Genomic DNA, 14682 nt, shown 5'->3' on the forward strand with positions numbered 1-14682 from the left:
TTCCTAGCCGTAGACGATGCGGCGCACCTGCCGGAGCGTGAGCTCCGGCGGTGCGACCGCGCGGTAGTTGAGATCCGCCGTGATCCGTTCGAAGATCGCCGAGTTGACCAGGCCCTGAGCCTGGAGCTCCCGGTGGCGGCGACGGACGTAGTCCTCGGTCGTCTCGTCGAAGTACGCGAGCACGTCCTGGATCACCCGCAGCGCCTCGCCCCGGCTGAGGGGCGAGGAACGCATCAGGTGATCAACAAGTTCGTCGTGCACCCGTTGATCCTGGGGTAAAGCGCGGGCGATCGCAAGAATCCTGCCCGATATCGGGCAGGAGGCTGTCGTAACTCTTGGTGGGACCTGTTCGGGGCCTGTCACATCCGCTTGAGGATCGCCCGTTTGGCCAGGGTGAACTCCTCGTCCGTCAGGACGCCGGATTCGCGCAGGTCGCCCAGTTCGCGCAGGCGCCGCAGCAGCGCGTCGTGGTCGGCCTCGGGGGGCGGATTCGGATGTGGGGCCGGGGACGGAGACGGGGTGAGTTGCTTCGGGGGTCCGTCCGCCGGGGCCGGGGCCTGGGCCTGGGTCTGGGCCGAGGCCGACGGGTGGGGCAGGCGGGCCTGGACCGCCGCCGCGACCAGGGTCATCAGCGGGTCCTTCTTGAAGCCCCACAGCTCCACGGCGTTGGGGTCGTACTTCGGCGGAGCCTTCGTCGGCGCGCCCCGCACGGTGAAGCGGAGATGGCCGTTCTCCAGGCCGACCGCGGGCTGCCACTCCACGGACCGGATGTCGGACAGGGCGATCGAGCGGGCGCCCGCGGCCGATTTGGCCTCCTCCGTCTTCCAGTTCCACTCAAGACGCACGTGCTTACCGTCGAAGCTCGCGGTGCCGTCACCGGCGGAGACCGACAGGGGCACGGACGGGCCGGGCAGCAGAAAGCGGTCGACGGCGGTGGCCGGCACCTCGTCCAGGAGCAGCGCGCCCCGTATCTCGTCCACGAAGTACTCGGCGACGCCGTAGCGGTCCGACTCCACCGTCAGGTGGTACGGGTCGGCGGAGTCCGTGAGCCGGCCGCCGGTCGCCTGGAGCAGCGGGTCCGCGCCGTCGCGCAGCCGGAGCCTGAGCCGGCCCGACCGCCTGCCCTGCTCGAACGAGATGCCCGCCAACGCGCCCAGCGGGACGGTCAGTTCACCCAGGGCCTTGCGCAGCAGACCCACGTTCTTGTCGCGGCCCGGCACCAGCCGCAGGGCGTCGCCGTCGAAGGTCCACGTGCCGTCCCGCTGGATGATTTCCGCCATGAGGGGGATTGTTTCACCAGCTCTGCGGCAGAGTGGTCTATACCCATCCGAAGGGAGCGCATGTGAGACCCCACAGAACGCCCCGTCTGCTCGGTACGCTGCTGCTCGTGGCAGCCGCCGGCCTCTCCGTGGCCGGCGCGGCACCCTCCGCGCCCGCCCGAACCGCCACTCCGTTGAGCCGCGTCGTCCCGGCTCCCGCCTCGGTCGACCCGGGCGGCTCCCCGTACCGGATCACCAGCGGTACGCGTATCCGCGTGGACGACTCGCCGGAGGTGCGCCGGGTCGGTTCGTACCTCGCCGGAGTGCTGCGCCCGTCGACCGGCTACCGCCTCCCGGTCACCGACGACCCGGGCCGCGACGGCATCCGGCTCCGCCTCACCCGCAAGGACGCGGGCCTGGGCGCGGAGGGCTACCGGCTGACGAGCGGCAAGGGCGCCGTCACCATCACGGCCCGCGAACCCGCCGGGCTCTTCCACGGTGTCCAGACCCTGCGCCAACTGCTGCCCGCGGCCGTCGAGAAGGGCACCGAGCAGCCGGGTCCCTGGCCGGTCGCCGGCGGCACCATCACGGACACTCCCCGCTACGGCTACCGCGGCGCCATGCTGGACGTCTCCCGGCACTTCTTCACCGTGGACCAGGTGAAGCGCTACATCGACCAACTGGCGCTCTACAAGATCAACACGCTGCATCTGCACCTCAGCGACGACCAGGGCTGGCGGATCGCCGTCGACTCCTGGCCGCGCCTCGCCACGTACGGCGGGTCCACGCAGGTCGGCGGCGGGACCGGCGGCCATTACACGAAGGCCCAGTACACGGACCTCGTCCGGTACGCCGCCTCGCGCCACCTCGACGTCGTGCCCGAGATCGACATGCCGGGCCACACCAACGCGGCGCTCGCCTCGTACGCGGAGCTGAACTGCGACGGCGTCGCCCCGCCCCTCTACACCGGCACCGCGGTCGGCTTCAGTTCGCTGTGCGTCGACAAGCCGGTGACGTACGACTTCGTGGACGACGTGATCCGTGAGCTGGCCGCGCTCACGCCGGGCAAGTACCTCCACATCGGCGGCGACGAGGCCCACTCGACGAGCCACGAGGACTTCGTGGCCTTCATGGCGAAGGTCCAGCCGGTCGTCGCCAAGTACGGGAAGACCGTGATGGGCTGGCACCAGCTGACCGGGGCGAACCCGGCGAAGGGCGCGCTGGCCCAGTACTGGGGCATGGACCGAACGGGCGCCGCGGAGAAGGAACAGGTCGCGGCTGCCGCGCGGGCCGGTACCGGTCTCGTCCTCTCGCCGGCCGACCGCGTGTACCTCGACATGAAGTACACCGCGGACACGCCCCTCGGCCTCGACTGGGCCAGCCTGATCGAGGTGCGCCGGTCGTACGACTGGGACCCGGGCACCTACTTCGCCGATGTGCCGAGTTCGGCCGTGCGCGGTGTCGAGGCGCCGCTGTGGTCGGAGACCCTCACGACCTCGGCGAACATCGAGTACATGGCGTTCCCGCGGCTGCCCGGGGTGGCCGAGCTCGGCTGGTCGCCCGCCTCGACGCACGACTGGGACGGCTACAAGGTGCGGCTCGCGGCACAGGCACCGCGGTGGGACGCGCTGGGCATGGACTACTACCGGTCGCCCCAAGTCCCGTGGCCCGCAGAGTAGTTGAGGACTGTTAATTGACAACCGGTAGTTGAGTACGACGGCGGGCGCCCCCTGGGACCGTACGTGGGGGCGCCCGCCTGCTTGTGGGGCTACAGCCCGGCGATCGGGTTCTTGAGGTTGCCGATGAGCTGGAGGGCGCCTGCGGGGTCGGCGAGGTCCACCATCTGTTCGTTGTCGCGCAGCTGGAGCCGGTTGAGGCAGGACAGCGCGAACTCGGGCGCGAACAGGTCGTACTGCTCGAACTTGTCCGCGAGTTCGGGCGTGGCCGCCTGGTAGTCGCGTACGCAGTCGGCGACGGTCTGCCAGAAGTCGGTCTCCGCCAGGACGCCCTCGCTCGCCAGGTTCGCCGCCAGGAAGCGGAAGAAGCAGTCGAAGACGTCCGTGAACAGCGACAGGAGTTTTTTGTCCTCGGGGACGTCCACGCGCAGCCGCTCCACCGCCGGCGGCAGCACCGCTTCGGGGTCCATGACGGCGATCTCCTCGGCGATGTCCTTGTAGATCGCCCGCTCGACCGCCCCGTCCTTGAGGACGAGGATGACGTTCTCGCCGTGCGGCATGAACACCAGGTCGTACGCGTAGAAACTGTGCAGCAGCGGTGTGAAGTAGGCCCGCAGGTAGCGGCGCAGCCACTCCACCGGGGGCAGGCCCGAGCGCTCGATCAGTGCTGCCGCGATCGACCCGCCCTCGTGGTCGACGTGGACGAGCGAGGCCATGGTGGCCAGCGACTCGCCGTCCCGGAGCGAGGAGACCGGGCTCTCGCGCCACAGGGCGGCGAGCATCTTGCGGTAGGGGGAGTAGCGGTCGGTGGCGGCCTCGTACTCCAGGTGCCGGTAGCCGACGGCCGCGCGCTCGCGGATGATCGACAGGCCGGTCGACCTCAACAGCGGGTCGTTGTCGATGAGTTGGGCGAGCCAGTCGTTGATGGCCGGGGTCGCCTCCATGTACGCGGCGGACAGGCCGCGCATGAAGCCCATGTTGATGACCGACAGGGCGGTCTTCACGTAGTGCTTCTCGGGCGCGCTCCTGTTGAAGAACGTCCGGATCGACTGCTGGGCCAGGTACTCGTCGTCGCCCTCGCCCAGGCACACCAGGTGTTTCCGGGCGATCTCGGCGGCGAAGGTCACCGTGAGTTTGTTCCACCACTGCCAGGGGTGGACCGGGATGAAGAGGTAGTCGGCCGGGTCGAGGTCCTGGTCGCGGAGCGTGCCGTGGAAGCGGTCCACGGTCTCCTTACCCAGCTCGCCCCGCAGGAACGACTCGTACTCGATGCCCACGCCCGCCGTGAACGCGGCGCGCGAGCGGTGCGCGGCCAGCCACACCAGCCGTACGGGGCTCGCGGTCTCCGGCGCGTACGAGAGGTACTCGTGGATGCCGAAACCGAGCCGCCCGTTGTTGGCGACGAAGCAGGGGTGGCCCTCGGTCATGCCCGTCTCGATCTCCTGGAAGCCGCTCGTCGCGAGCTCGGCGGAGGTGAGTCGGTGTTTGGTGAGCTTGTAGCAGGTCCCGGAGAGGGTGGAGGAGATCTCCTCCAGGTAGACCGGCAGCACCTGGTCGCTCAGGCCGAGCGATTTCCGCAGCTCGATGAAGAAGTCCAGTGCGGCGAGGGGGAGTTCGGCGCCGTCGCGGCTGCGGGTGATCGACTCGGCGTCGACCTGCCAGTGGTCGAGGGCTCGGCGGGTGGCGGTGAACCGGTAGCGGGTCAGTCCGTCGTCACTGTGGACGATGTACGTGCCCTCGTCACTGGCCGTCGGCTGGGGCGTGATCAGCCGCTCGTGGGCGAACTCGGCGAGGGCCTTGCGGATGAGGAGGCGGTTGGCCCTGGCCCAGCGGTGGGGGGACAGATGCGCCACGGCGTCGGACAGGGGCACCTGGGGAGGCTGAGGAGAGAGAGGCGGCTGGGTCAACAGGGTCATGGGGTCACTCCTCGGGCTCCTCGGGAGCCTTGGATGGTCTGGCTGCGCCGGTTCAGGAAGCTCTCGCGCGTGCAGAAGGACAGCAGCGCGCGCTTCTCCGGCTTGTCGATCTCGCGTTCCGGGACGAAGCCGACGGCCTCGTTCAGGGCGTGTACCGCCGTGTTGGTGACGTCCGGCTCGACGACGACCCGGCGGGTACGGGGGTCGGCGAACAGCTCGTCCATCACCGCGGTGAGGACGGCCCGGGTGAAGCCGTGCACGGGCCGGTCGGTGGGGGCGACCAGGAAGTGCATGCCGACGTCACCGGGCTCGGGCTCGTAAAGGCCGACCAGCTCGATGTACCGGGGGTCGTACTTCTCCATCACGAACGCGGGCCGGCCGTCGTGGCAGCCGAGGTACGCGTGGTGGTGCTCGCTCGCCGCGATGGCCATGTACTCACGCTCCACCTCCTGGAGTTTCGCGTTCTGCATCAGCCAGTACGCCGCCTTGGGGTGGGTCAGCCAGGAGTGCAGCAGCTCGGCGTCCTTGAGCGGGTCGAGGGGGCGCAGACTCAGCGCGCCGACCGCGCCGACCGTGCCCCTCGTCGTTCCGGCGGCGCTCATACGGCGAACTCCTGGAACGCGATGGACTTCTCCACCGGGTAGTACTCGGTGCCGAGCAGCTCCCGGATGATGCAGGCGTTGCGGTACGGGCCCATGCCGAGGTCCGGTGACGTGATGGAGTGGGTGTGGACGCCGGCGTTCTGCAGGAAGATGCCGCGGCCGGTCGTGTCGATGGCGTAGTTGCGCGCCACGTCGTGGTTGCCGTGCTCGTCGTAGCGGATGCGGTCGCGCACGGGCCTCAGGAACGCGGGCTCCACGTACCGGTACCCGGTCGCCAGGATCAGGCCCTCGGACTGCAGCTCGTAGTCCGTCTCCTGCTCCTCCTGGCGCAGGCCCAGTGTGTACGTGCCGTTCTCGTGGCGCGCCGTGTGCAGGGCCGAGTTGGTGAGCAGGCGGGTGGGGACCGGGCCGCCGAGGTTCTTCTGGTAGAGCAGGTCGAAGATCGAGTCGATCAGCTCGCCGTCGATGCCCTTGAACAGGTTCTTCTGCTCCGCCTGGAGGCGGTAGCGGGTCCGCTCGGGCAGCCCGTGGAAGTAGTCGATGTACTCCGGAGAGGTCATCTCCAGCGTGAGCTTGGTGTATTCGAGAGGGAAGAACCGCGGGGAGCGGGTGACCCAGTTCAGCCGGTAGCCGTGGACGTCGATCTCGCTCAGCAGGTCGTAGTAGATCTCAGCGGCGGACTGCCCGCTGCCGACGAGCGTGATCGACTTCTTGGCCTGCAGCTCGCGCTTGTGCTGCCGGTAACGGGAGTTGTGGATGAAGTCCCCGCCGAGCCGGGCGCACGCCTCGGGGATGTACGGGGGAGTGCCGGTGCCGAGGACGAGGTGCCGGGCGCGGTACTCGTCACCGGCGGCGGTCCGGACGACGTACACGCCGGAGGCGTTGTTTACGCCGTCCTCGTACGTCACCTCCGTGACCGTCGTGCCGAAGCGGACGCTGTGGAGCTTCGAGGCGGCCCAGCGGCAGTAGTCGTCGTACTCGACGCGCAGCGGGTAGAAGTTCTCGCGTATGTAGAACGAGTACAGACGGCCCGATTCCTTCAGGTAGTTGAGGAAGGAGTACGGGGACGTCGGGTCGGCCAGGGTGACCAGGTCCGACATGAACGGGGTCTGGAGGTGCGCGCCCTCCAGGAACATCCCGGAGTGCCATTCGAAGTCCGGCTTGGACTCCAGGAAGACACCGTCGAGTTCGTCGATCGGTTCGGTGAGGCAGGCGAGGCCGAGGTTGAAGGGGCCGAGTCCGATACCGATGAAGTCGTGGACTTGCACGGCCGGTTCAGGAAGCGCGGTCAAGGGACTCTCCCAGGTACTGCTCGGCGTGGCCGGCGATCAGGTCGAGTACGGCGGATATGTCGTCCGTCGTGGTCTCGGGGTTGAGCAGGGTGAACTTGAGGAAGTGACGGCCGCCGACCTTCGTACCCGCGACCACCGCGTCACCGGAGGCGAACAGGGCCTTGCGGGCGTACAGGTTGGCGCGGTCGATCTCGGCCGGGTCGGTGACGGCGGCCGGAATGTAGCGGAAGACGAGGGTGGAGAGGGACGGCGCGACCACGACGTCGTAGCGCGGGTCGGCGGCCAGCAGCCGCCAGCCCTCCTCCGCGAGGTCGCAGACCTCGTCGAAGAGCCGGCCGACGCCGTCGGCGCCCATCACCCGCAGTGTCATCCACAGTTTGAGGGCGTCGAAACGGCGGGTGGTCTGGAGGGACTTGTCGACCTGGTTGGGGATGCGCTCCTGCACCATGCGCTGCGGGTTGAGGTACTCCGCGTGGTAAGTGGCGTGGCGCAGGGTGGCCGCGTCGCGGACCAGGACGGCGGACGAACTCACCGGCTGGAAGAAGGACTTGTGGTAGTCCACGGTGACGGAGTCGGCGCGTTCGATGCCGTCGATGCGGTGCCGGTTCTTCAGGGACGCGAGCAGCCCGCAGCCGTACGCCGCGTCCACGTGGAGCCAGGCACCGAACTGCTCGCACAGCTCGGCGATCTCGGGCAGCGGGTCGATGGAGCCGAAGTCGGTGGTGCCCGCGGTGGCGACCACGGCCATCGGAACCAGGCCGTCGCGCCGGCAGCGCTCCAGCTCGTGGGCGAGGGCGACCGTCTGCATGCGCTTGTCGTGGCCGACGGGGACGGTGACCACGGAGTCCTGGCCGAGGCCGAGGAGTTTCGCCGACTTCTTGACGCTGAAGTGGCCGGCCTCGGAGGCGAAGATCCGCAGTTTGGCGTGCGAGTCGCTTTTCGCCTCCTCGCGGGCGAGCAGGAGCGCCTGGAGGTTGGACTGCGAGCCGCCGGAGGTGAACACGCCGTCGGCGGCGGGCCCGAGCCCGAGGCGTTCGTTGGTCCAGTCGATGAGCTTGCGCTCGATGAGGGTGCCGCCGGCCGACTGGTCCCAGGTGTCGAGGGAGGAGTTGACGGCGGAGAGGACCGCCTCACCGACCACGGCGGGTATGACCACCGGGCAGTTGAGGTGGGCGAGGTAGCGGGGGTGGTGGAAGTAGACCGCGTCCCGGAGGTAGACGTCCTCCAGTTCGTCGAGCACCGCGGTGGTGTCGCGCAGCGGCTTGTCGAGGTCGATCCGCGCGATGCGGGGCGCGAGGGTGTCGACGGTGATGCCCGTGAAGGGGCGGTCGGTGGTGGCGAGTTTGGCCGCCACCCGCTCTATTCCTTCGGTCACGGAGCGGCGGTACCGCTCCGCGGTCGTGTCGTTGAGCAGGTGCGAGCGCATGGGGGGTCCTCCGGGGGCGGGAGAGGTACGGGCGCAGCGGAGTTGAAGTGGGGGGCTGCGTTCAACTTAGGTTAGCCTAACCTAAGTCCCTGTGTGGGCCCACTGGTGGGTTGTGTGCGGCTCGGTGAGGGCTGATCGGTGGGGGCGGGGTCGCGCAGTTCCCCGCCGCCCCTCTCACGGGTAGCCCCTCAGGGCCCTCAGGCGACCTTCTTGGCCTTCTCGATGGCCTCGGCGAGGTTGTTGAGCATGGGGGTGCACTTGTCGTAGGAGAGGATCGGCTCAGGGGTGCGGCCGATGACCTGGCCGGCCTTGACCGCGGGCAGCTTCTTCCAGGTCGCCTCGGTGATGTCGGCGGGCTGGATGGTCGCGGTGCGGTCGTCCATGATGATGAGGTCGGCCGGGTACTTGTCGACGTTCTCCCAGCTCAGGTTCTCGAACCAACCGCCGCTGGCCTTCAGGACCTTGGCCGGCGGTTCGACGAGGTTCACGCCGAGGGCCTTGAAGTACTCCAGGTCGATGGAGAGGTTCGAGCCGGACACGTAGAAGATGTCCTGGCTGGCGGAACCGGCGAGGACCTTGATCTCCGGGCGGGCCTTGGCGGCGGCGCGCAGGCGTTCGGCGGCGGTCTCGAAGTCCTTCTTCGCCTGGACGGTCTTGGCGGCCTGCACGTCCGCGCCGAGCGACTCGGCGAGCGCGAGCATGCGCTCCAGGGGCTTGGGCAGCTGACGGTCGTAGACGGAGATGCCCGCGCTCGGGGCGAGCTTGAGGATCTTGTCCTTGGACTCCTCCGGGACGTACCAGAGGGTGCCCGCGTCGTCGAACATCGTGGAGAGCAGCACGTCCGGGGCCAGCGCGGCGTACTTCTCGATGTTGAACTGGCCCCACTCGTTGCCGAGGATCGTCAGCTTGCTGATGTCCATGTCGCCGGCCTGGACGTCGGCCTTGCCGTCCTTGGTCTTCGTCGGGCCGAAGACACCCTTGACCTCGATGCCGTAGTCGAAGAGGGCGGCGGCGACACCGGTGAACGCGACGATGTTCGCCGGGACCTTGTCCGTCTTCGCCGTCGTGCCGCGGTCGTCCTTGAAGCTCCAGGGGCCGGACTTGGCGCTTTCCGACGCGTCGGCCGAGCCACCGCTTTTCGGGTCGTCGTCACCGCAGGCGGCCAGGACGGCACCGAGGCCGAGGGCGCCGCCGGCGGCGAGGATGCCGCGGCGGGTGAGGTGGGTGGCACGGGCGTTGTGCATGGCGTGGCTGCTTTCGAACGGGGCGGAGGGCCCACCGGACAAGTGCGAAGGTAGGTTAGCCTAACCTCACTACCTGTCCAGGGGCCGGGTGCCACCTGCCGAAACGCCGGGGCCGGACGGTTTGGCTTCGGCGGCTACGCGTCCGCGAACAACTCGTCCGTGCTGGTGGCCGTGACCGCCCGGTCGAACCAGGTGCTGAGGGTTTCCAGGTCGGTGCAGTCGGTGATGCGCTCGCGGGCGGCTTCGGGGATGTCGATGCCGCGGAGGGTGAGGAGGCGGAGGATGTCTTCGGCCCGGCCCTGGGTTTGGCCCAGGGTCTGTCCCTTGATGATGCTTTCCTCGACGATGGTGCCCCTGCCGGGGAAGCGGCTGGTGTACGTCTCCATCAGGTTCCTCCAGATTGCGCGCGTCCGGGGGTTGCCCAGACCGATCTCGGTGTATTCCGCCCAGCCCTTCGCGGCCTCGCCACCCGTGTCGACGAGCGCTGTCGCCAGTGCGTCCAGTATCGCAGGGAGGGCCGGGTCCTTGGCGTGAGTGAGTGCGGAGAAGACGGAGAGAGGGAGATCCCGTGCCGCCTCTTCCGGGTCGATGATCGCCGGAAGGTTGTCGGGCCCCAGGACCAGGGGGAAGACGGCGATGCTGGTGTGGATGGGCGGTCCGATGCGGATGGGTTCGGCCGCCCAGGCCGCGGTGGACTTGTCCTGGCAGACGACGAGGAGGACCGGGGGCAGTTCGTACTTGGCGTAGAGGTGTGCCAGGTAGTACGTCCAGCTGTTGAGCTTGTCCGGGTCCCGTCGGCCCTGCATCTCGACGGCGAGCAGGTAGCTCTCGCCGCCCGCCGTGTCGATCCGTAGCAGGGTGTCCACGCGGCGTTCGAGCGGCCTGATCTCGGTGAGATCGGTGTCCAGGAGCTGGAATGCCATGGGTTCGGGGAGAGCGATGCCGGCCTTGGGGAGGGCTCGGGCGAACAGCCCGGGGTCCTCCCTGAAGATCTGATGCATCGCCTCATGTGCTGAGCTGACCATGTGGTGGAACGTAATGAACTGCGTCGATCACGGAGGGGCGAACGGCATGCGTTCAGTCGTACGAGTGACCTTGCCTCTGGCCTATGCCGGATATCAGTGCCGCGAGCTGGGGTGTGCCGGTGGTGAGGATGGTTTCGGGTTCGTCGCTTTCGCGGAGGAGGATTGTTCCGGGGGAGGGGGTGGCGAGGTAGACGCAGGAGGAGGCCGACTCGCTGTACGTGGACTTCTGCCAGTGAGGGGTGGTCACGGTGCTCCTCGTCAGATGCTCTTGGTGATGGTTGCGATGAGGTCATGGGAGGCGGCGGGCTGCAGGGCGGTCTGCTCCATGCGGTCCAGGACGAGCCGGTACGTCTCCAATTTCCCCACGGCGTCGATCAGTTCGCTGCCGTGGCTGGTGTCCAGCTGGGTGGTGTCCAGGGCGGTCACCGGTCCGTAGGCGTAGTCGAGGCCCTGTCCGGCGGTCGGGAACGAGGTGCCGTCGAAGGGGATGACGCGCAAGGTGATGTTCGGTTGTCCGCCGACCTCGACGAGATGGCGGAGCTGGGCCCGGGCCACCTCCCGGCCACCGAACTGCATGCGCAGAGCCGCTTCGTGGATGATCGCGGTGTACGGCACCGGGTTGTCGCGGAACAGGACGGCCTGGCGTTTGACGCGGTAGGAGACGTAGTGCTCGATCTCGTGGGGGCGTAGGGCCGGGATGAGTTCACGGAAGAGTGCGCGGGCGTGATCGGGTGTCTGGAGCAGGCCGGGGATGTTGATGACCTGGGCCACGCGCAGGGCGGTGGCGTGGTGTTCCATCTCGGCCAGGTCCAGGAGAGGGGACGGCAGTACGTTCCGGTACTCCTCCCACCAGCCGCGCGTGCGGTCGGTCGCCATGTCCGCGAGGGCGTCGATGAGCGGCTCGTCCCCGCAGCCGTAGATGTGGGCGAGCGTGCGTACGCGCTCCCCGCTCACCCCGAAGCGGTTGGCCTCCGAACTCGTCACCAACGCTTACCGCCACTCCGCCGGTCCCGCCGCCCTCCGACTCCGCGGCCTGGGTGGTGGTCGGCTGCGGATGAGTGTGTGGGATGCCAACCCGCACATCCCGCCGCCGTTCGACAAGCGCTCAGGGCCCTCGCGTCCAGCACCTGTGCCGCTGGAGGCCGATGGTGGGCGTGGATTGTTCCTCGTATGCCAGTTCGCGTACGCGTGGGGTGGGTATCCGCTCGGGGACGATCTCTTCGGGGTGAACGGGAAGCTGCTGTGGTGCGAGCTGGGGGCGCCGACGGCCGACGCCCGACGGCTATTGCTGTGACCGGGATGGTTCACCGGGTTGCGGGTTGCGGGTTGCGGGTCGCGGTGGTGGGTGTGCGGTACCGGTTGGATGTGAGCCGACAGGCCGTCCGACAGGTGGGGGCGCGGTGGCAGAGCCCGTTCGAGTCCGCAGACTGACCGATCAGGAGGGACAGCGGCTGCAGCAGATCGTGCGCCGGGGCAGCACCAGTTCGGTGCGCTACCGGCGGGCGATGATGCTGCTCGCCTCGGCCGGCGGGAACCGCGTGCCGGGCATCGCCCAGCTCGTGCAGGCCGATGAGGACACGGTGCGCGACGTGATCCACCGGTTCAATGAGATCGGCCTGGCCTGCCTGAACCCTCAGTGGGCGGGAGGCCGTCCCCGCCTGCTCAGCGATGACGAGGAGGACTTCGTCGTGGCGACGGCCACCACCCGCCCGGCCAAGCTCGACCAGCCCTTCACCCGCTGGTCGTTACGCAAACTCACCGCCTACCTGCGCCGCGTCCACGGCCGAGTGATCCGGATCGGCCGCGAGGCCCTGCGCTGCCTGCTCGCCCGCCGCGGCATCACCTTCCAGCGGACCAAGACCTGGAAGGAGCCCACCGACCCCGAGCACGACGCCAAGCTGGACCGCATCGAGCACGTTCTGGAGCACTTCCCCGACCGGGTCTTCGCCTTCGACGAGTTCGGGCCGCTCGGCATCCGCCCCACCGGCGGGTCCTGCTGGGCCTAAATCGGCCGCCCGGACCGGATCCCGGCTACCTACCACCGCACCCACGGCGTCACCTACTTCCACGGCTGCTGTTCCATCGGCGACGACACCCTGTGGGGCGTCAACCGCCGTCACAAGGGCGCGGCGAACTCGCTGGCCGCGCTGAAGTCGATCCGAGCCGCCCGCCTCGACGGCGCCCCCGTCTACGTGATCAGGGACAACCTGTCCGCGCACAAGGGCACCAAGATCCGCACCTGGGCACGGAAGAACCGGGTCGAGTTGTGCTTCACCCCGACCAACGCTTCCTGGGCCAACCCGATCGAGGCCCACTTCGGGCCGCTGCGACAGTTCACCCTGGCCAACTCCCACCACCCCAACCACACCGTCCAGACCCGGGCCCTGCACGCCTACCTGCACTGGCGCAACGCCAACGCGCGGCACCCTGATGTGCTGGCAGCCCAGCGCAAAGAGCGCGCCCGGATCCGCAGTGAGAAAGGCGTCCGCTGGGGCGGCCGCCCCTGTGCCGACGCTGCATGAGCGGATCAGTGTCTCCGGCCCGCCGGGACGCGGCTCATCGTGCAGCGTCGGGTGTCCAGCGCAGGGTCATGTCGGGCAGGTTCTCCATGTTCCGGTGGCCGTCGTTGGTGTCGAGGACTGTGAAGCCGTGGAGCTCGTAGAACGCGCGGGCATCGGTGTTCTGCTGGAAGACGTGCAGGGACACCCCGTCAGGGCTGTGCCGTCTGACCTCGTCGAGCAGAAGCGTGCCGATGCCCTGGCGACGGACGTCCGGTCGCAGATAGAGGTGTTCGAGCATGTCCCCCTCAAGGGCGGCATAGCCGAGGATCTCTCCGTCGCGCACCGCCACCCACGTCCGGCAGGACGTGAGCAGGACACCCCCAGCCCACCGGGCGACCTGGTCGTGACTGCGCTTCTGCGGGGGCAGGTACGGCATCGTCGCCGCCCGAGAGGCCATGTGGATGTGCGCGATCACGGCCGCGTCTGCCACGTGCGCGAAACGAATCTCAAGCCTGCCAACGTCACTCACGGCGGGAACCTACAGGCACCGGTGACGGTGCGGCACCTGTCGGTCAGTCGGGAGCGGAACGTTATGGGCGACGCTGTTTGATGACCTTGAACGGGCGGTAGGTCACGCTTCACAGAGTTTGAGAGCGGTAACCGGACGGTCCGCGCCCGAAATCCTGCGATACATCGCCGCGTATTGGGAGGGGGTTAGGCATGGGTTGGGTTACACGATTCCTTCTCGTTTTTGTGGGGCTTGGTCTATTTTTCTCGGCCACTCTGTACGCACTATGGGAATACGGAGTGTTCTTCATCGAGACCAAAGAGCGATCCAGCGATCGGCTCGCCTTGGCTCTTGGTATTCCCGCATTCATTTCTCTGGCCTGGACAACTGCCGCGTCCCGGATGCGACGTCCCAGCGCGTCCACTCAGCCCAGTCCTTCAACGAGCCGACCTGTTCCCGTGGTTACGCTGCCTGCTACGCATGCGGCGAAGCTCTCCGCTCGATTCTTGGCCAATATCTTCGATGCACTGATTCCGATGACTCTTTTCTTTCCCGTAGCTGCCATGATCTTTCTTGTCTTCTATATTGGAAGCCGGCGCAAAGGTGTAAATTTCGAAGATTACGCGCCCTCTGGTGGGACATGGGTCACACTCGCATTTATTGCCGTCGGCATGATCTTGTCCTTGGTTTCTCTTGAACTCATCGTAGGCACGACACCCGGGAAGTATGTGCTGGGGATGAGAGTCGTCCGTCATGACGGACGACGCGTGACCTTCCCTGTGGCATTTTCTCGGGCACTTTACAAGTGGTCTTTTGCAACGCTCGGCATAATTACAATAATCGGCTACGTTGCCATAGTGCTGTATGCGATCGCCGACAGACAGAACAGGTTCGTGTGGGACAGAGCCGCGGACACGATGGTTGTTTCTGTGAGGCATTAACGAAGCGCTTCGGCAACATGCGGGATTCGCCACACGCGGACCACGCCCACGTGTGAACACTGAGCATTTTCAGTGTGGCTACTGATCGGGTGACCGGGCGGTGTGAAGGTCAGGGTGCACAACGGACAGGGCCCCGTCAGGGCCCTTCATGTCTCCAGCAGCTGGGGGACGCCTCCGGGGCCTGCCCCACTGAGAACGGTTGCTGACCTGCGGAATTATCTAGTGCTCTGACCGCATAGGTTCGCCGGGTCGGTGGTTATGGCGGTTGGATGTGGGGCCGCTGCGCGTGCCC

General features: G+C 67.8%; 14 protein-coding genes and 1 pseudogene. 4 read left to right on the forward strand and 11 right to left on the reverse strand.

Annotation, left to right across the window (positions count from 1 at the left end; all coding sequences use genetic code 11):
- Positions 1-3 precede the first annotated feature (3 nt).
- Entirely contained in the window at positions 4-261 is a 258-nt protein-coding gene (locus AOK01_RS18610; protein WP_055513082.1) for a hypothetical protein, read from the reverse strand.
- A 98-nt stretch (positions 262-359) separates the two neighbouring features.
- Positions 360-1280, reverse strand: coding sequence for a DUF4429 domain-containing protein (locus AOK01_RS18615; RefSeq protein ID WP_055513083.1), 921 nt, complete (start codon positions 1278-1280; stop codon positions 360-362).
- 62 nt (positions 1281-1342) lie between these two features.
- Here AOK01_RS18615 and AOK01_RS18620 point away from each other — a divergent pair, with 62 nt between their 5' ends.
- On the forward strand, positions 1343-2938 hold the full coding sequence (locus AOK01_RS18620) for a beta-N-acetylhexosaminidase (protein WP_055513085.1): 1596 nt from the start codon (positions 1343-1345) through the stop codon (positions 2936-2938).
- An 89-nt stretch (positions 2939-3027) separates the two neighbouring features.
- On the opposite strand, the gene AOK01_RS18625 is transcribed toward AOK01_RS18620, so the two are convergent.
- The 8 genes from AOK01_RS18625 to AOK01_RS18660 all read right to left on the reverse strand — a co-directional run bounded on the left by AOK01_RS18625 (position 3028) and on the right by AOK01_RS18660 (position 11424).
- Positions 3028-4806 (reverse strand): IucA/IucC family protein, encoded by a 1779-nt coding sequence (locus AOK01_RS18625; protein WP_055513105.1) that lies wholly within the window; start codon positions 4804-4806, stop codon positions 3028-3030.
- A 41-nt stretch (positions 4807-4847) separates the two neighbouring features.
- Positions 4848-5453: a GNAT family N-acetyltransferase gene (locus tag AOK01_RS18630; RefSeq protein WP_055513087.1), complete on the reverse strand. Its 606-nt coding sequence runs from the start codon at positions 5451-5453 to the stop codon at positions 4848-4850.
- Positions 5450-6745 (reverse strand): lysine N(6)-hydroxylase/L-ornithine N(5)-oxygenase family protein, encoded by a 1296-nt coding sequence (locus tag AOK01_RS18635; protein WP_055513089.1) that lies wholly within the window; start codon positions 6743-6745, stop codon positions 5450-5452. Before AOK01_RS18635 ends, AOK01_RS18630 begins: the two co-directional genes overlap by 4 nt.
- The gene (gene desA, locus AOK01_RS18640; RefSeq protein ID WP_055513091.1) at positions 6729-8171 is read right to left on the reverse strand and encodes a lysine decarboxylase DesA; all 1443 of its coding nucleotides are present in this window, start codon (positions 8169-8171) and stop codon (positions 6729-6731) included. The genes AOK01_RS18635 and desA overlap by 17 nt, the downstream gene beginning before the upstream one ends.
- A 197-nt stretch (positions 8172-8368) precedes the next feature.
- Entirely contained in the window at positions 8369-9415 is a 1047-nt protein-coding gene (locus AOK01_RS18645) for an ABC transporter substrate-binding protein (protein ID WP_055513093.1), read from the reverse strand.
- Between the two features lie 134 nt (positions 9416-9549).
- Positions 9550-10440 (reverse strand): hypothetical protein, encoded by an 891-nt coding sequence (locus tag AOK01_RS18650; RefSeq protein WP_055513095.1) that lies wholly within the window; start codon positions 10438-10440, stop codon positions 9550-9552.
- Between the two features lie 52 nt (positions 10441-10492).
- Positions 10493-10687, reverse strand: coding sequence for a DUF397 domain-containing protein (locus AOK01_RS18655; RefSeq protein ID WP_055513097.1), 195 nt, complete (start codon positions 10685-10687; stop codon positions 10493-10495).
- Between the two features lie 11 nt (positions 10688-10698).
- Entirely contained in the window at positions 10699-11424 is a 726-nt protein-coding gene (locus AOK01_RS18660) for a DUF5753 domain-containing protein (protein ID WP_245702302.1), read from the reverse strand.
- A gap of 70 nt (positions 11425-11494) precedes the next feature.
- Here AOK01_RS18660 and AOK01_RS45145 point away from each other — a divergent pair, with 70 nt between their 5' ends.
- Both AOK01_RS45145 and AOK01_RS18670 read left to right on the forward strand, forming a co-directional pair.
- Complete coding sequence (locus tag AOK01_RS45145; protein ID WP_245702303.1) at positions 11495-11734, forward strand: ATP-binding protein; 240 nt, start codon at positions 11495-11497, stop codon at positions 11732-11734.
- 106 nt (positions 11735-11840) lie between these two features.
- Positions 11841-12962: pseudogene (locus AOK01_RS18670) on the forward strand (IS630 family transposase).
- Between the two features lie 34 nt (positions 12963-12996).
- On the opposite strand, the gene AOK01_RS18675 reads toward AOK01_RS18670, so the two are convergent.
- Positions 12997-13470, reverse strand: a complete 474-nt coding sequence (locus AOK01_RS18675; protein WP_055513101.1) for a GNAT family N-acetyltransferase — start codon at positions 13468-13470, stop codon at positions 12997-12999.
- Positions 13471-13748: 278 nt separating this feature from the next.
- On the opposite strand from AOK01_RS18675, the gene AOK01_RS41305 reads away from it, so the two are divergent.
- Positions 13749-14390: an RDD family protein gene (locus tag AOK01_RS41305; protein WP_157871355.1), complete on the forward strand. Its 642-nt coding sequence runs from the start codon at positions 13749-13751 to the stop codon at positions 14388-14390.
- The last annotated feature ends 292 nt before the right edge of the window (positions 14391-14682 follow it).

This window comes from Streptomyces aurantiacus, from assembly GCF_001418335.1.
GTDB classification, from domain to species: domain Bacteria; phylum Actinomycetota; class Actinomycetes; order Streptomycetales; family Streptomycetaceae; genus Streptomyces; species Streptomyces aurantiacus.